The sequence below is a fragment of the Salmonella sp. 32100201201700099SM genome (assembly GCF_017572645.1).
Taxonomy (GTDB): Bacteria; Pseudomonadota; Gammaproteobacteria; order Enterobacterales; family Enterobacteriaceae; genus Salmonella; species Salmonella enterica.
On record NZ_JAGERQ010000006.1, the window covers coordinates 194,538 to 211,359 of the forward strand.

At 52.6% G+C, this 16,822-nt stretch carries 19 protein-coding genes and 1 pseudogene; 16 read left to right on the forward strand and 4 right to left on the reverse strand.

Annotated elements, in window-relative coordinates:
* Positions 1-43: 43 nt before the first annotated feature.
* Entirely contained in the window at positions 44-1,231 is a 1,188-nt protein-coding gene (gene metC, locus J4685_RS11975) for a cystathionine beta-lyase (RefSeq protein ID WP_000130271.1), read from the reverse strand.
* 251 nt (positions 1,232-1,482) lie between these two features.
* On the opposite strand from metC, the gene exbB reads away from it, so the two are divergent.
* Both exbB and exbD read left to right on the forward strand, forming a co-directional pair.
* Positions 1,483-2,217 (forward strand): tol-pal system-associated acyl-CoA thioesterase, encoded by a 735-nt coding sequence (exbB, locus tag J4685_RS11980; protein ID WP_000527858.1) that lies wholly within the window; start codon positions 1,483-1,485, stop codon positions 2,215-2,217.
* A 6-nt stretch (positions 2,218-2,223) separates the two neighbouring features.
* A complete protein-coding gene (gene exbD, locus J4685_RS11985) occupies positions 2,224-2,649 on the forward strand; it encodes a TonB system transport protein ExbD (RefSeq protein ID WP_001251476.1) in 426 nt (141 codons plus the stop codon).
* A 112-nt stretch (positions 2,650-2,761) separates the two neighbouring features.
* Here the strand turns inward: exbD and J4685_RS11990 are convergent, their stop codons facing one another.
* The 3 genes from J4685_RS11990 to J4685_RS12000 all read right to left on the reverse strand — a co-directional run bounded on the left by J4685_RS11990 (position 2,762) and on the right by J4685_RS12000 (position 4,571).
* Positions 2,762-3,646, reverse strand: a complete 885-nt coding sequence (locus J4685_RS11990) for an SDR family oxidoreductase (protein ID WP_000019032.1) — start codon at positions 3,644-3,646, stop codon at positions 2,762-2,764.
* Between the two features lie 123 nt (positions 3,647-3,769).
* On the reverse strand, positions 3,770-4,174 hold the full coding sequence (locus tag J4685_RS11995) for a hypothetical protein (RefSeq protein ID WP_000665650.1): 405 nt from the start codon (positions 4,172-4,174) through the stop codon (positions 3,770-3,772).
* Positions 4,161-4,571, reverse strand: coding sequence for a hypothetical protein (locus tag J4685_RS12000; RefSeq protein ID WP_000936453.1), 411 nt, complete (start codon positions 4,569-4,571; stop codon positions 4,161-4,163). Before J4685_RS12000 ends, J4685_RS11995 begins: the two co-directional genes overlap by 14 nt.
* A gap of 103 nt (positions 4,572-4,674) precedes the next feature.
* Here J4685_RS12000 and J4685_RS12005 point away from each other — a divergent pair, with 103 nt between their 5' ends.
* The 14 genes and pseudogenes from J4685_RS12005 (at position 4,675) to J4685_RS12070 (ending at position 16,800) form a co-directional block, all read left to right on the forward strand.
* Positions 4,675-5,178, forward strand: a complete 504-nt coding sequence (locus tag J4685_RS12005; RefSeq protein WP_001736383.1) for an ESA_00282 family adhesion-associated protein — start codon at positions 4,675-4,677, stop codon at positions 5,176-5,178.
* Positions 5,179-5,395: 217 nt separating this feature from the next.
* A complete protein-coding gene (locus J4685_RS12010) occupies positions 5,396-5,890 on the forward strand; it encodes a TIGR00645 family protein (RefSeq protein WP_000439335.1) in 495 nt (164 codons plus the stop codon).
* 306 nt (positions 5,891-6,196) lie between these two features.
* Positions 6,197-7,840 (forward strand): methyl-accepting chemotaxis protein, encoded by a 1,644-nt coding sequence (locus tag J4685_RS12015; RefSeq protein WP_001238422.1) that lies wholly within the window; start codon positions 6,197-6,199, stop codon positions 7,838-7,840.
* An 84-nt stretch (positions 7,841-7,924) separates the two neighbouring features.
* Entirely contained in the window at positions 7,925-8,212 is a 288-nt protein-coding gene (locus J4685_RS12020) for a DUF2623 family protein (protein ID WP_001059119.1), read from the forward strand.
* Positions 8,213-8,401: 189 nt separating this feature from the next.
* On the forward strand, positions 8,402-9,520 hold the full coding sequence (hybO, locus tag J4685_RS12025; protein ID WP_000145427.1) for a hydrogenase 2 small subunit: 1,119 nt from the start codon (positions 8,402-8,404) through the stop codon (positions 9,518-9,520).
* A 2-nt stretch (positions 9,521-9,522) separates the two neighbouring features.
* On the forward strand, positions 9,523-10,509 hold the full coding sequence (gene hybA / locus J4685_RS12030; RefSeq protein ID WP_001081721.1) for a hydrogenase 2 operon protein HybA: 987 nt from the start codon (positions 9,523-9,525) through the stop codon (positions 10,507-10,509).
* The gene (gene hybB / locus J4685_RS12035; protein ID WP_000017678.1) at positions 10,499-11,677 is read left to right on the forward strand and encodes a Ni/Fe-hydrogenase cytochrome b subunit; all 1,179 of its coding nucleotides are present in this window, start codon (positions 10,499-10,501) and stop codon (positions 11,675-11,677) included. Before hybA ends, hybB begins: the two co-directional genes overlap by 11 nt.
* Positions 11,674-13,377 carry a hydrogenase 2 large subunit gene (gene hybC / locus J4685_RS12040; protein WP_000083033.1) on the forward strand — a complete coding sequence of 568 codons (1,704 nt, stop codon included), beginning with the start codon at positions 11,674-11,676 and terminating at the stop codon, positions 13,375-13,377. The genes hybB and hybC overlap by 4 nt, the downstream gene beginning before the upstream one ends.
* Positions 13,377-13,871, forward strand: a complete 495-nt coding sequence (locus J4685_RS12045) for a HyaD/HybD family hydrogenase maturation endopeptidase (RefSeq protein WP_001221962.1) — start codon at positions 13,377-13,379, stop codon at positions 13,869-13,871. Before hybC ends, J4685_RS12045 begins: the two co-directional genes overlap by 1 nt.
* Positions 13,864-14,352, forward strand: coding sequence for a hydrogenase-2 assembly chaperone (gene hybE, locus J4685_RS12050; protein WP_000004951.1), 489 nt, complete (start codon positions 13,864-13,866; stop codon positions 14,350-14,352). The genes J4685_RS12045 and hybE overlap by 8 nt, the downstream gene beginning before the upstream one ends.
* Positions 14,345-14,686, forward strand: a complete 342-nt coding sequence (gene hypA / locus J4685_RS12055) for a hydrogenase maturation nickel metallochaperone HypA (RefSeq protein ID WP_000544946.1) — start codon at positions 14,345-14,347, stop codon at positions 14,684-14,686. Before hybE ends, hypA begins: the two co-directional genes overlap by 8 nt.
* Before the next feature lie 27 nt (positions 14,687-14,713).
* A complete protein-coding gene (gene hybG / locus J4685_RS12060) occupies positions 14,714-14,962 on the forward strand; it encodes a hydrogenase maturation factor HybG (protein ID WP_000334887.1) in 249 nt (82 codons plus the stop codon).
* Positions 14,963-15,037: 75 nt separating this feature from the next.
* Positions 15,038-16,090, forward strand: a pseudogene (locus tag J4685_RS12065) (ABC transporter substrate-binding protein).
* A complete protein-coding gene (locus tag J4685_RS12070; RefSeq protein WP_001220943.1) occupies positions 16,090-16,800 on the forward strand; it encodes a molybdate ABC transporter substrate-binding protein in 711 nt (236 codons plus the stop codon). Before J4685_RS12065 ends, J4685_RS12070 begins: the two are co-directional and overlap by 1 nt.
* Positions 16,801-16,822: the final 22 nt, after the last annotated feature.

Sequence of the window (16,822 nt, forward strand, 5' to 3'; positions counted from 1 at the left end):
TTTCCACGGAAATTGTCTGCATATATGTCCATCCCCGGCAACTTTACACAATTCTGGCGAAGCCGGCGGCTAAATCAGCGATCAAATCATCAACACTCTCTAAACCAATATGCACCCGAATCAGCGTACCGGTAAAATCTACGCCGCCTGCGGGACGAATCGCGGCGATCTGTTCCGGCTGATTAGCAATAATCAGCGATTCGTAGCCTCCCCAGGAGTAGGCCATACTGAACAGCGAAAAGTTATCCAGATAGGCTGATAATTCTGCCTCGGTCAGCTTTTTATTGAGCACAAAGGAGAACAGGCCGCTGCTGCCTGTAAAGTCTCGTTTCCAGAACGCATGACCTTTGCTACCCGGCAGGGCCGGATGATTAACGCGCGCGACCTGAGAATGGTTCGCCAGCCACGCGGCGATTTTGAGGCTGCTTTCTTGATGCTGGCGCAGTCGGACACCGAGCGTGCGCAGGCCGCGGCTGGTCATATAAGCCGTGTCGGCGTCGAGCATTTGCCCCATCAGATAGGCGTTTTCCCGCAATTGTTCCCAGCAGCGCGTATTTGCAACGGCAGTACCGACCATCGCATCAGAATGACCAATCAGATATTTAGTGCCCGCCTGGATAGAAATATCAATATCGAATTCCAGAGCTTTGAACAGAACGCCAGCCGCCCAGGTATTATCAATCATGATGACGGCTTCTGGCGCGACGCGTCTGACCGCACTGACAATGGTCGGAATATCATGTACTTCCATGGTAATAGAACCGGGGGATTCCAGAAATACGACTTTCGTGTTCGGCTGAATATGTTGCGTGATATCAGCGCCGATGAGCGGGTCGAACCAGCTTGTCGTCACGCCCAGTTTGCCGAGAATTTTGCTGCAGAAATCCTGGCTGGGTTCATAGGCTGTGTTGGTCATCAGGATGTGGTCGCCCTGCTCAACGAATGCCAGAATGGTGTTGGCGACCGCCGCCGCACCGCACGGGAAGAGCGCGCATCCGGCGCCGCCTTCCAGTTCACACATGGCTTCCTGGAGCGAAAAGTGAGTCAGCGTTCCCCGGCGTCCGTAAAATAATTCGCCGTTGGCGCGATTGCGGGTAGCGTGTTTTTTGGCCTCGACGGTGTCAAACACCAGTGAAGAAGCGCGTTGAATCACACTATTCACTGAGCCAAGCGTGTATTTTTTGCTGCGTCCTGCGTTTACCAGTTTGGTATCCAACTGTTTATCCGTCATGTTGCGTTTCCTGATTTTAACCGTCTGGATGTCTAAACTAGCATGAATATAACCATCTGCACCCTGGCGACGTGTGATACAGATGAAAATTTTGCCAAAATAAAAACAGGTGGCTTTTTTAATGCGTAAGCGCAAAGAAAAAGCAGTAAAGGTGCGGCAGTATGTAAATAGTAATGAGAACGACTATCAATTCGACGTTGTTTTGATATTATTATGCTCAGATTTTGTGATTTGCGTCCTGGAGATACAGAGTGGGTAATAATTTGATGCAGACGGATCTCTCCGTCTGGGGTATGTATCAGCACGCCGATATTGTCGTGAAGTGCGTGATGATTGGTTTGATTCTGGCGTCAGTCGTCACTTGGGCTATCTTCTTCAGTAAAAGCGTTGAATTTTTCACGCAAAAGCGCCGCTTAAAGCGCGAACAACTGCAATTAGCCGATGCGCGCTCTTTAGATCAGGCTTCCGACATTGCGGCAGGTTTCAGCGCAAAAAGCCTCAGCGCACAGCTCATCAATGAAGCGCAGAATGAACTGGAACTCTCTCAGGGCAGCGAAGATAACGAAGGGATTAAAGAACGTACCGGCTTCCGTCTGGAACGTCGCGTCGCAGCGGTTGGCCGCTACATGGGACGAGGCAACGGTTATCTGGCGACGATCGGCGCCATTTCCCCCTTCGTCGGGTTGTTTGGCACCGTATGGGGCATTATGAATAGCTTCATCGGTATTGCGCAAACGCAGACCACCAACCTGGCGGTGGTCGCTCCTGGTATTGCGGAAGCGCTGCTGGCGACGGCGATTGGGCTGGTAGCCGCGATCCCTGCGGTCGTCATTTACAACATCTTCGCATGTCAGATAGGCAGTTACAAAGCGACGCTGGGCGACGTGGCGGCGCAGGTATTGCTGCTGCAAAGCCGCGATCTTGATCTGAATGCGAGCGCCAGTGCGCAGCCGGTACGCGCCGCGCAGAAATTACGGGTAGGGTAATGCGTCATGGCAATGCGTCTTAACGAGAACCTGGATGACAACGGCGAAATGCATGAAATCAACGTGACGCCGTTTATCGATGTCATGTTGGTTCTGCTGATTATCTTTATGGTGGCTGCGCCGCTGGCGACGGTGGACGTCAAGGTGAATCTGCCCGCTTCTACCAGTACGCCACAGCCGCGTCCGGAAAAACCGGTTTATCTGTCGGTGAAAGCGGATAACACCATGTTTATCGGTAACGATCCGGTGACGGATGATACGATGATTGCCGAGCTAACGGCCCTGACGGAAGGGAAAAAGGATACTACGATTTTCTTCCGTGCGGATAAAACCGTAGAGTATGAAACCCTGATGAAAGTGATGGATATGCTGCATCAGGCGGGCTATCTCAAGATTGGTCTGGTCGGCGAAGAGACCGCGAAAGCGAAATAAGTATTCTGCTGATGCTGTAGGCCGGGTAAGGCGAAGTCGCCACCCGGCTTTTTTATTGCCTAAGATGGCGCCTTGCTTAACAGAATTGCGCCACCTTAATCGACTTCATGCGTTAGCCTAAATGTTCCCCGCCGCACACGCCGTGCACTTCTGCGGTAACGTAACTTGATTCCTGGCTTGCCAGATAGACATACACCGGCGCCAGCTCTGCCGGTTGACCGGCCCGCTTCATTGGCGTCTGCTGGCCAAACTGCGGAATTTTATCCTGTGTTTGGCCGCCGGAAATTTGCAGCGCTGTCCAGATAGGGCCAGGCGCGACAATATTCACGCGAATTCCTTTTTCCGCCACCTGTTTCGCCAGGCCGCGGCTGTAATTAAGGATTGCCGCCTTGGTTGCCGCATAATCCAGCAGGTGCGGACTGGGCTGATAGGCCTGGATAGACGACGTTGTGATAATACTGGCGCCTTTTGGCAGCAGCGGAATCGCTTCCTGGGTTATCCAGAACAGGGCAAAAACGTTAACGGCGAAGGTTTGCTGAAATTGCTCGCTGGTTAGATCTTTTATCTCCGGGATTGCCGTCTGTTTACCGGCTACCAGCGCCAGAATGTCCAGCCCGCCCAGCGCTTCGCGCGCCTTATGGACCAGCGAACGGGCGAAAGATTCGTCGCTAAGATCGCCCGGCAATAACACCGCTTTACGGCCGCACTCCTCAATCAGCGCTTTAACCTGCTGGGCGTCCTCTTCTTCCGCTGGCAGATAGTTGATCGCGACATCTGCGCCTTCACGCGCGTAAGCGATAGCGGCAGCGCGCCCAATCCCGGAGTCGCCCCCTGTCACCAGCGCCTTACGATCTTTAAGGCGACCACTGCCGACATAACTTTTTTCACCACAGTCAGGAACAGGCGTCATTTTCGCCTGGACGCCGGGCGCCGGCTGTTTTTGCTTAGGATACTCGCCGGTGTAATACTGCGTGGTAGGGTCATATAGATGAGACATTGAGCTTCTCCCTTCAGGTTGAACACCCTTTAAGCGTAGACACTTTTACTACCGTAAGAGGGAGAATCAGAACGATCCTTATGCTTCGCCCGTATTCACAACAGAGTTAACTAGCTATGAAGGTTATTTTTCTTGCCGTGCGACTGTGGTGACGTTGCGCGTCCGGTAGTCGCCATCGGAAAGCTTACGCGTCAGACGTAAGGTTGCCGTCTCGCGAGCCAGCAGATGCTGCCAGTCACTTTCAAGACGAGACATAATTTTGTCTCGTAATTCAGGATGCTGCTCGATAATAGCATTGATGGTCGCGCCATAAATCTCCTCTTTGACCTGTAACGCATACATCTCTCGTCGGTTTTGCCACTTCAGGAGCACTAACGCCGCCGGTATGGATACCACTTCCTGCGTTACCTTTTCCAGGGTGGCATTTTTACTGGCGATTAGCGCTGCAAGATTTTGCTTTAAGATAAATTCATCACTTTTATGGTTGTCTAAAGCCAAATAAACGTTATTGTCTTCAACTTCTTTCATCTTTATCTTCCAGTGAATAAAATAGCGGCATATTGGTTTCGCGAGTGATTAAATTAAGCCAAATGGCATTACCTTTTTCATTTATCATTGCGGTTTTATCCGCCAGTATTTTACTTAGCGTTTGGGCATCAATATCGCCTTCTGCCTGTAGTGCGTTTATCAGGCGGGCAAACGTTTCAATTTTAGCCACACAATACAGACGTTCTTTAATATGACGGTCGCGTTCTTCAAATAATACGTTTCTGTGTTGCCCGGTTGCGTTAGCGCAAATTAAAATATCGGGCTCGTAATCGCTGAGTTTTGTCTTTCCCTGAGACAAATTTTTACTGTTTTCTGTGGCTTCAGGGGGCGGCGATGACAGGCGAAAATGAGAGGAAACCAGATGCTCAGGAAGCATGACTAAATATCCTTTACGATCAGTGGTATACTATTTTTAATAGTGTAGGTTTCGTTGACAATAACATGGTGTAATTTTAAAATCAAAAAAAATGGAGCCTGCTATGAACAGTATTTTTTATTCTGTTATTATATTGCTATTACTGACCGGCGCGATACTCTTCCTGATGTGGGAGGTTAATAAAAAACGTCCTGGTGGAAAAACCGTAAATTTAAATCAAACTGAACCCATGACAAAGGAAGAGGGCGAAGATCATTTCTCAGTATTAATGAATTCGATAACGCCGGTATGGTACTGGCGCGTTAACCATGAATATATCGATTTCCTTCATGCAACGATAAAACGAATGACAATGACTGAGTTGAATGAAACGCCTGGATTATTTGACGCACAGCGTCGTTGCAGCGACCTTAACTCTGCCGTTTATAAGTATTACGACAATATAAAGAAGCGTTGTCTGAACGGAGAAAAGGTGCCGTATTCGGATTTGGACGTCCTTAATTTACGCCAGTGTTTTCGTGAGTTCAGTCTTGAAGCCTACCCGGCGTTGGTCGCGCTGGTATGGCCGGAATATCAGCGCCCGCAGGTTAACCCGGATGAGATTTAGAGCCTATCCCATTAGGGCTATTTTACTTGCCATTTTGGACCTGGGCAGTGCTCAAAATCCTCACGTACTACGTGTACGCTCCGGTTTTTGCGCGCTGTCCGTGTCCAAACTGGCTGCGCCAATAACGCCTGGTGGGATAGGCTCTTAACTGCATGTTGATCTGATGTTGCATGGTTGAGATATACTGTTGCTGGTTTTAGTTACCTGACAGGTCCCTATGGAACGCTTTCTTGAAAATGTAATGTATGCGTCTCGCTGGCTGCTCGCGCCGGTGTATTTTGGCCTCTCTTTGGCGCTGATCGCTTTAGCGCTAAAATTTTTCCAGGAAATTCTACACGTTCTGCCGAACGTTTTTGCCCTGGCGGAGGCCGATCTGATTCTGGTGCTGTTATCGCTGGTTGATATGACGCTGGTCGGCGGATTGCTGGTGATGGTCATGTTCTCCGGGTATGAGAATTTTGTCTCTCAGCTGGATATCTCTGCGGGCAAGGAGAAGCTGAACTGGCTGGGGAAAATGGATGCGACTTCGCTAAAAAATAAGGTGGCGGCATCGATAGTCGCTATCTCTTCCATTCACCTGTTACGCGTGTTTATGGACGCGAAAAACGTCCCGGATAACAAATTAATGTGGTATGTCATCATCCATCTGACCTTTGTCCTGTCGGCATTCGTTATGGGCTATCTGGACAGATTGACGCGGCATAACCATTGAGCCGCCGTCAACGGCGGGGCAGTCGGGCAAAGGACGCTGAGCCCGGCTGTAAAACAGCGCTTCTTTAACGGCGGATAACCGTCTCCCTGCAGCCTTACGCAATATTTTTACTACATCTATTCATTTACTCAGTAATAAGACTAAAAGATTTTCTCTGTGTTCACAGATATATAACATCTGCGGGTACGTAAACGGCGATAACTGTAAAAAAATGGAGAATGCATTATATATTCTCCGCGCCTTGCCGATAACGAGAGTGCGTCATCGTCTGATGACTAATCTCTTATATTCAGCAAGGAAATTCATATGCGTTTGCTGCAAAACTTTACTATTCGTATGGTCATGCTGACGATACTGGGACTTTTTTGTCTACTCTGGTCGGGGGTGGGTTTATACAGCGTCCATGCTTTATCCGAAGTTTCGGAAGGAAATGATATTGACCGGCATCTTGTGCGGCAAATGACGGTGCTAAGCCAGGGTAACGATCAATATTTCCGCTTTGTTACCCGCCTTAGCCGCGCGATGGATGTAAAAATCGGCGGCGGCACGCCCGATTTTGCGCCCGCCCGGCAGTCGCTCGAGAATATGCGTCAGAAGCTGGAGGAGATGAAAGCGCTATCGCCAGGGCCGATGAACCCTGATATCTCAAGGGCGGTCTTGTCCAACTGGCAGGCCTTGCTGGAGAAAGGCGTCGTTCCTCAAATGCAACTGGCGCAGCAAGGATCGCTGACCGCCTGGAGCGAACATGCCAGTACGGTCACGCCCGCACTCAGTCGCGCGTTCGGCGCCAGCGCGGAACGGTTTAGTCATGAAGCTGGCGCCATGCTGGATAACACCCGCGTGATGGTCGATGGTAAAACCTATACCATCCGCATCCTGCTTATCACGGCGGTGATTCTGGGCATTGCTATCCTGATTTTTACCGATCGCTATCTGGTTGCAATGATGGTGAAACCGCTGGAGCGCATCCGTCAGCAATTTCAGCGCATCGCGCAAGGCGATCTTAGCCAGCCGATTGAAGCGTTGGGGCGTAACTGCGTAGGCCGGTTGGTGCCGCTACTGCGCGCGATGCAGGACAGTTTACGCGAAGCCGTCAGTACGATCCGCGCCGGAAGCGACAATATCTGGCGCGGCGCGACGGAAATTTCTACCGGTAATAACGATCTCTCTTCCCGAACGGAAGAACAGGCCGCCGCGCTGGAAGAAACTGCCGCCAGCATGGAACAGCTTACCGCAACGGTGAAAATGAACGCCGAACACGCTCGCCAGGCGAGTCAGCTTGCGGATGCCGCCTCGCTAACGGCAGGAAAAGGCGGTGAACTGGTTTCCGATGTGGTAGAAACAATGGACGGTATTTCCGCCAGTTCGCAGCAGATCGCCGAAATTACTACCGTGATTAATAGTATTGCTTTCCAGACCAATATTCTGGCCTTGAACGCAGCGGTAGAAGCGGCCAGAGCGGGCGAGCAGGGACGTGGCTTCGCGGTGGTCGCCGGTGAGGTACGTAACCTGGCCAGCCGCAGCGCGGGGGCGGCGAAAGAAATTGAAGCTTTAATTGGCGAATCGGCACGTCGCGTAGCGCAGGGCGCGCAGTTGGTCCAGGAGACCGGCGCGACGATGGACGCCATCCTGCGCGGCGTCACGGAAGTGACGACGATTATGAAACAGATCGCGTCCGCCTCCGAAGAACAGAGTAAAGGTATCTCTCAGGTTGGCGTGGCGATCACGCAAATGGATAGCGTTACGCAACAAAACGCCGCGCTGGTTGAGCAGGTTTCCGCGGCGGCAGCGGCGCTGGAACGGCAGACGGAGGATTTGCAACGCTCCGTACAGCAGTTCCGGCTTTCCGCTAGTGAGCCGCAACAACGCGTAACGGCGAAAGCGGCGCCTGGCGTTCAGAGAATGGCGTCGGCTCCCGCACAGTCTACTGATGAATGGGTTGCCTTCTGATGTGAAGCAAAAAAGCGCGTAATGCGCTGGCCTTCATTTAACCAGTCGCTATATAATTTATTATATAGCGACTAAGGAGGTCAGATGAATAATCATTTTGGGAAAGGGTTAATGGCCGGGTTGCACGCGCCATATGCATATAGCGCGCATCATGCGGTGAATTTCTGTTCTGAGTATAAACGTGGCTTTGTATTGGGTTTTACACACCGTATGTTCGAAAAGACCGGCGATCGTCAACTTAGCGCGTGGGAGGCCGGAATTCTGACGCGTCGCTATGGTCTGGATAAAGAAATGGTGATGGATTTCTTTAAAGAGAATCATTCCGGGATGGCGGTTCGCTTCTTTATGGCCGGTTATCGACTCGAAGGTTGATCCAACAGGGGTATTATCTTGCTTTAATTAATTACACTATCGCCTCTTCCCTTCGTTTTACTGTTCCGTCGAAGTATTATGGCGCACATAACCATAAAAAAAGTGTGGTAAATGGCGTACCGATCGCAATAACTTCTTCGCGAACAGTGCAAAATAAAAGCCAGGTCTTCGTAACGGAATAACTATAAAATGACTGGAGATAATACTCTCATCACTTCTCACGGCATTAACCGTCGTGATTTCATGAAGCTTTGTGCAGCACTGGCCGCTACTATGGGGCTCAGTAGCAAAGCCGCCGCAGAAATGGCAGAATCGGTATCTAATCCACAGCGTCCGCCCGTTATCTGGATTGGCGCTCAGGAGTGTACCGGTTGTACCGAATCACTGCTTCGTGCTACACACCCAACCGTTGAAAACCTCGTTCTGGAGACCATCTCTCTGGAATACCACGAGGTACTTTCCGCCGCATTCGGTCACCAGGTCGAAGAAAACAAACATAACGCTCTGGAGAAGTATAAAGGGCAATATGTTCTGGTGGTGGATGGTTCTATCCCACTAAAAGATAACGGTATCTACTGCATGGTTGCCGGCGAGCCGATTGTGGATCACATCCGCAAAGCCGCCGACGGCGCAGCCGCGATTATCGCTATCGGTTCCTGCTCGGCATGGGGTGGCGTTGCTGCGGCTGGCGTAAACCCAACCGGCGCTGTCAGTCTGCAGGAAGTCTTAGCGGGCAAAACGGTTATCAATATTCCAGGTTGTCCGCCAAACCCGCATAACTTCCTGGCGACCGTCGCGCACATCATCACTTACGGCACGCCGCCGAAGCTGGATGCGAAAAATCGTCCAACCTTTGCCTATGGCCGTCTGATTCATGAGCATTGCGAACGTCGTCCACACTTCGACGCAGGCCGTTTTGCCAAAGAATTTGGCGACGAAGGCCACCGTCAGGGCTGGTGTCTCTACCATCTTGGCTGTAAAGGGCCGGAAACCTGGGGCAACTGTTCTACGTTACAGTTCTGTGACGTTGGCGGTGTCTGGCCAGTGGCGATCGGTCATCCTTGCTATGGCTGTAACGAAGAAGGCATCGGCTTCCATAAGGGCATTCACCAGCTTGCTCATGTCGAAAACCAAACTCCGCGTTCAGAGAAACCTGACGTCAATATGAAAGAAGGCGGCAATATCTCTGCGGGCGCTGTCGGTCTGCTTGGCGGCGTAGTCGGTCTGGTTGCCGGCGTCAGCGTGATGGCGGTACGTGAACTGGGGCGTCAGCAAAAGAAAGATAACGCTGACTCACGGGGAGAATAACCGTGAACAGACGTGACTTTATTAAAGCAGCCTCCGGTGGAGCATTGCTGTTGGGCGCCGCGCCGTCTGTCAGCCATGCGGCTGCAGAAAACCGTCCGCCGATTCCAGGTTCGTTGGGCATGCTGTATGACTCCACTCTGTGCGTTGGCTGTCAGGCCTGCGTCACAAAGTGTCAGGATATCAACTTCCCGGCGCGTAACCCGGAAGGGGAGCAGACCTGGTCGAACAACGACAAACTGTCGCCGTATACCAATAACATTATCCAGGTATGGCGTAGCGGCACGGGCGTGAACAAAGATCAGGAAGAGAACGGCTATGCCTACATCAAGAAACAGTGTATGCACTGCGTTGATCCTAACTGCGTTTCCGTTTGCCCGGTGTCGGCGCTGAAAAAAGATCCGAAAACCGGCATCGTCCACTATGACAAAGATGTCTGCACCGGCTGCCGTTACTGTATGGTCGCCTGCCCGTACAACGTACCTAAGTACGACTACAACAACCCGTTTGGCGCGCTTCACAAGTGTGAGTTGTGTAACCAGAAAGGCGTTGAGCGTCTGGATAAAGGCGGTTTGCCTGGGTGCGTGGAAGTTTGTCCGGCAGGGGCCGTCATTTTCGGTACTCGTGAAGAGCTGATGGCGGAAGCGAAAAAACGTCTGGCCCTCAAACCAGGCAGTGAATATCACTATCCGCGCCAGACGTTGAAAACGGACGACACCTATCTGCATACGGTGCCTAAATACTACCCACACCTCTACGGTGAAAAAGAGGGCGGCGGTACACAGGTGCTGGTGCTGACAGGCGTTCCTTATGAAGATTTGGATCTGCCGAAGCTGGATGACCTTTCAACCGGAGCGCGCTCCGAGCATGTTCAACACACGCTTTATAAAGGCATGATACTACCCCTGGCTGCGCTGGCGGGCTTAACCGTGCTGGTTCGTCGTAATAGCAAAAACGACCATCACGATGGAGGAGACGATCATGAGTCATGATCCAAAACCGCTGGGCGGAAAAATCATCAGTAAACCGGTCATTATTTTTGGACCGTTAATCGTCCTGTGTATGCTCCTTATCGTGAAGCGTCTGGTCTTCGGGTTGGGCTCCGTTTCCGACCTGAACGGCGGTTTCCCGTGGGGCGTCTGGATTGCCTTTGACCTGTTGATCGGCACCGGCTTTGCCTGCGGCGGTTGGGCGTTGGCATGGGCGGTGTATGTCTTTAACCGTGGGCAATACCATCCGTTGGTGCGCCCGGCGTTGCTGGCAAGCTTGTTTGGTTACTCGCTGGGCGGCCTGTCGATCACTATCGACGTCGGTCGTTACTGGAACCTGCCGTACTTCTACATTCCAGGTCACTTCAACGTGAACTCGGTACTGTTTGAGACGGCGGTCTGTATGACCATCTACATCGGCGTGATGGCGCTGGAGTTTGCGCCTGCCTTGTTTGAACGTCTGGGCTGGAAAGTGTCGCTCAAGCGTCTGAATAAGGTGATGTTCTTTATTATCGCGCTGGGCGCGCTGCTGCCGACGATGCACCAGTCCTCAATGGGGTCATTGATGATCTCGGCGGGCTATAAAGTGCATCCGCTATGGCAAAGCTATGAAATGCTGCCGCTGTTCTCGGTTCTGACCGCGTTTATCATGGGCTTCTCCATTGTCATATTTGAGGGTTCGCTGGTTCAGGCAGGCCTGAAAGGAAACGGTCCGGATGAGAAAAATTTGTTTGTTAAGCTGACGAATACCATCAGCGTGCTGCTGGCGATTTTCGTCGTCCTGCGCTTTGGCGAACTGATTTATCGCGACAAGCTGTCCTATGCGTTTGCCGGCGATTTTTACTCCGCTATGTTCTGGATTGAAGTCGTCCTGATGGTCTTCCCGTTAGTGGTGCTGCGTGTGGCGAAACTGCGTAATGACTCTCGTATGCTGTACCTGTCGGCGCTGAGTGCGCTGTTGGGTTGCGCGACGTGGCGTCTGACCTATTCGCTGGTGGCATTCAACCCGGGTGGCGGCTACCACTACTTCCCAACCTGGGAAGAATTGTTGATTTCTATTGGTTTTGTGGCTATTGAGATTTGTGCATACATCGTACTCATTCGTCTACTGCCGATACTTCCTCCTTTAAAACAAAACGATCATAATCGTCATGAGGCGAGCAAAGCATGAGCCAGAGAATTACTATTGATCCGGTAACCCGTATTGAGGGTCATTTACGCATTGACTGCGAAATTGAGAACGGCGTCGTATCCAAAGCATGGGCGTCCGGCACCATGTGGCGCGGTATGGAAGAGATCATGAAGAACCGCGATCCGCGCGATGCGTGGATGATTGTGCAGCGTATTTGCGGCGTTTGTACGACAACTCACGCGATCTCCTCCGTTCGTGCGGCGGAAAGCGCGCTGAATATTGATGTTCCCGTCAACGCGCAGTATATCCGTAATATTATTCTGGCGGCGCATACCACCCATGACCATATTGTCCATTTCTACCAGCTCTCTGCGCTGGACTGGGTGGACATTACCTCTGCGCTGAAAGCCGATCCGGAAAAAGCCTCCGCGATGCTGGATGGCGTGTCGAGCTGGCACCTGAACAGCGCGCAAGAGTTCACGAAAGTTCAGAACAAGATCAAGGATCTTGTCGCCAGCGGTCAGTTAGGTATTTTCGCCAATGGCTACTGGGGGCACCCGGCAATGCAGTTACCGCCGGAGGTCAACCTGATTGCGGTCGCCCACTATCTGCAGGCGCTGGAATGTCAGCGTGACGCTAACCGCGTGGTGGCGTTGCTGGGCGGTAAATCGCCGCATATCCAGAACCTGGCGGTCGGTGGGGTGGCGAACCCGATCAATCTCGACAGCATCGGTACGTTGAACCTCGAACGCCTGATGTACATCAAATCGTTTATCGATAAGCTGAGCGATTTTGTCGAGCAGGTGTATAAAGTGGATACCGCAGTCATCGCGGCCTACTATCCGGAATGGCTGGAGCGCGGCAAAGGCGCGGTGAACTACCTGAGCGCGCCGGAATTCCCGACCGACGGTAAAAACGGCAGTTTCCTGTTCCCGGGCGGTTACATTACCAATGCCGATCTGTCGACATACCGTCCGATCACCTCTCACTCCGACGAATTCCTGATTAAAGGTATTCAGGAGAGCGCGAAGCACGCCTGGTATAAAGATGAAGCGCCGCAGGCGCCGTGGGAAGGCACTACGATCCCGGCTTATGACGGTTGGTCGGATGACGGTAAATACTCATGGGTCAAGTCGCCGACATTCTACGGCAAAACCGTCGAAGTCGGGCCGCTGGCGAACATGCTGTGTAAACTGGCTGCAGGTCGTGAATCCACGCAGACCAAGCTCAATGAAATCATTGCGCTTTATCAGAAGCTGACCGGCAAAACGCTGGAAATGGCGCAACTTCACTCTACGCTGGGTCGTATCATCGGGCGTACCGTTCACTGTTGTGAACTGCAAAACGTATTGCAGGATCAATACAACGCGCTGATTGTAAATATCGGCAAAGGCGATTACACCACGTTTGTGAAGCCGAACATTCCGGCGACGGGCGAGTTCAAAGGCGTGGGCTTCCTGGAGGCGCCGCGCGGTATGCTGTCTCACTGGATGGTGATTAAAGACGGCATTATCAGTAACTATCAGGCGGTGGTGCCATCGACCTGGAACTCAGGTCCGCGTAACTTCAACGATGACGTGGGGCCGTACGAACAGTCGCTGGTCGGTACGCCGATCGCCGATCCGGCGAAGCCGCTGGAAGTGGTACGTACCATCCACTCCTTCGACCCTTGCATGGCGTGCGCGGTACACGTGGTGGACGCCGATGGCAATGAAGTGGTCTCGGTGAAGGTTTTGTAATGCGGATATTAGTCTTAGGGGTCGGCAATATTTTGCTGACCGATGAAGCCATCGGGGTGCGTATTGTTGAAGCGTTAGAGCAACGATACACCCTGCCGGATTTCGTTGAGATTCTGGATGGTGGTACGGCGGGAATGGAACTTCTTGGCGATATGGCGAGTCGGGATCATTTGATCATTGCCGACGCCATCGTGTCGAAAAAGAACGCGCCGGGAACCATTATGGTACTGCGCGACGATGAAGTTCCGGCGCTGTTCACCAACAAAATCTCCCCCCATCAGCTTGGACTGGCCGACGTATTGTCGGCCCTCCGCTTTACCGGCGAGTTTCCGAAGAAGCTGACCCTGGTCGGCGTTATTCCACAGTCGCTGGAACCGCACATCGGCTTAACGCCAACCGTCGAGGCGATGATTGAACCTGCGCTTGAGCAGGTTCTTGCTGCGCTGCGAGAATCCGGCGTCGAAGCAATTCCTAAGGAGACGGCGCATGTCTGAAACGTTTTCCGGATTCGACACGGCGCCCGTCGCCCGGGTTCAGGCGGCATTTGAAGAGATAGCCCATCGTTCGATGCACGATCTTTCGTTTCTGCATCCGACTATGCCGGTGCATGTCTCTGATTTTACGTTGTTTGAAGGACAATGGACGGGCACGGTAATTACGCCGTGGATGTTAAGCGCATTAATCTTCCCTGGCCCGGACCAGATCTGGCCCGGGCGTACCGTCGGTGAAAAACTCGGTCTGCAACTGCCTTATGGCACGATGACCTTTACCGTTGGCGAACTGGAAGGCGTTTCGCAATATCTTGCCTGCTCGTTGATGTCGCCGCTTTCCCGTAGCCTGTCGCCGGAAGAGGGCGTCCGGCTGGCGGATGACTGCGCGCGGATGCTGTTATCCCTGCCGGTAAGCAATCCTGATGCGCCGCAGACAAGCCGGCGTGCGTTGCTGTTTGGCCGTCGGAGCTGTGAGAATGCATGAGCTGTCTCTTTGCCAAAGCGCCGTTGAAATTATTCAGCAGCAGGCAGAACAGCACGGCGTGGCGCGCGTCACCGGCGTATGGCTGGAGATAGGCGCGCTTTCGTGCGTTGAAGAGCGCGCGGTTCGTTTCAGCTTTGACATCGCCTGCCAGGGGACTTTAGCGCAAGGGTGCGAATTGCACATCGACTACAGACCGGCCCAGGCCTGGTGCTGGGATTGCAGTCAGGTGGTGGAAATTCTCAGGCATGACGCGCAATGTCCGCGTTGTCATGGCGATCGCCTGCGGGTGGATACCGGCGATTCGTTGAAAGTAAAGAGTATTGAGGTCGAATAACCCGCATTTTATTTCAGGTGGTTAATTATGTGTATTGGCGTCCCCGGTCAGGTGCTGGCCGTCGGAGATGATATTCACCAGCTTGCGCAGGTGGAAGTGTGTGGCATCAAACGTGATGTCAATATTGCTCTGATTTGTGAAGGTAAGCCAGCCGATCTGATAGGGCAATGGGTATTGGTACACGTTGGTTTTGCGATGAGCATCATTGACGAAGACGAAGCGAAAGCCACGTTAGATGCGCTGCGCCGCATGGAGTACGACATCACCAGCGCGTGATCCCTTAATCACCTCTATTATATCGCTCTATAATCGTTGTATAATTATTTATATATCGATTGTGGGGCGAAACCTATGAATAAATTTTTGCGCCAGCTCTCTCTGCTGGCGTTGCTTTTTTGCTGGCCGTTAATGTCACAGGCGGCGCGTACTTTTACCGATCAACTTGGCCGCCAGGTCACGGTTCCGGACACCGTCGACAGAGTGGTGGTGCTCCAGCATCAAACGCTCAATCTCCTTGTACAGATGAATGCCACTGACAAAATCGTTGGGGTCATGGCGAACTGGAAACAGCAATTAGGCGACGGCTATGCGCGTCTGGCGCCGGAACTGGCACAAAAAGTCTCGCTGGGCGATCTAACGCACGTTGATCCTGAAAAACTGGTGGCGCTGCGCCCGCAGGTGGTGTTTGTCACGAATTACGCTCCGCAGGAGATGATCGACAAAATCAGCCGTCTTGGCATTCCGGTGGTGGCGATTTCGCTGCGCCATGATGTTGCTGGCGAGCAGGCTAAAATGAACCCGACCCTGGCCGATGAAGAGCAGGCTTATAATCGCGGGCTGCGTGAAGGAATAACGCTGATTGGCGATATCGTCAATAAACCGCAGGAGGCGAAAGCGCTGATTGAGGCGATGGATAAAGGTCGCAAGATGGTCAACGACCGTTTGTAGTCGGTTCCTGAAAATGAGCGGGTTCGCGCCTATATGGCGAATCCGGAGCTGACCACCTACGGTTCCGGTAAATATACCGGTCTGATGATGGCCCATGCAGGGGCGCTGAATGTAGCGGCATCCACGGTGAAAGGCTTTAAGCAGGTGACAATGGAGCAGGTGATCGCCTGGGATCCACAGGTGATCTTTGTCCAGAATCGCTATCCAAAGGTCGTCAATGAGATCCTGCACAATCCCCAGTGGCAGGTCATTGACGCGGTGAAGCATCATCGGGTTTACCTGATGCCGGATTATGCCAAAGCCTGGGGATATCCGATGCCGGAGGCGGTGGGAATCGGCGAACTGTGGATGGCGAAAAAACTCTATCCGGAAAAATTCCACGATATTGATATGCAAAAGGCCGCTAACGACTGGTATCAACGTTTTTACCGTACTGACTATCAGGATGTACAGTGATGCGAATACTGGCTGCTGGGAGCTTGCGCGTCGTCTGGCCGCAACTAATGGCGGCATTTCAGGCGGATGCGGTATGTGATTTCGGTCCGGCGGGGCTGTTACGTGAACGCATCGAGGCGGGCGAAGCGTGCGACTTTTTTGCTTCGGCGAACCTGGCGCATCCACAGGCGCTGTTGGAAAGCGGGCGGGCGCTGCGGGTCGCGCCTTTTACGACGAACCGTTTGTGTCTGAGCGTGCGGGCACAGGCGATGCGTGAAGGCGAGGACTGGTTGTCACTATTAACCCGGCGGGATCTGCGGATCGGCACCTCAACAGCAGGTTGCGATCCTTCCGGCGATTATACGCAGCAGCTTTTTTCGCGGATGGGCAAGGAGGGCGAAGCGGTCCGAAAACGCGCGGTAGCGCTGGTTGGCGGCAGGCAGACTTTGCCGTTACCGGCGGGCCGGCTGGCAGCGGAATGGCTCATCAATCATGATTACACCGATATCTTTATCGGCTATGCCAGCTATGCTCCCAGGCTACGGCAGGTTAATTCGCTGCGAGTGGTTGATATCCCGGAACCTTATAATCCCGTGGCTGAATATGGCTTTGCCTGCCTGAGCGAGCAGGGAAAAACGCTTGCCGACTTTTTACTGTCAGCACGGGCGAGGTTGATTCTCATGCAACATGGGTTTAGTGAAGCGCCGAATATGACACACTCGCAGAACTGATAAGCGAAGCGTCAGCAGGGAA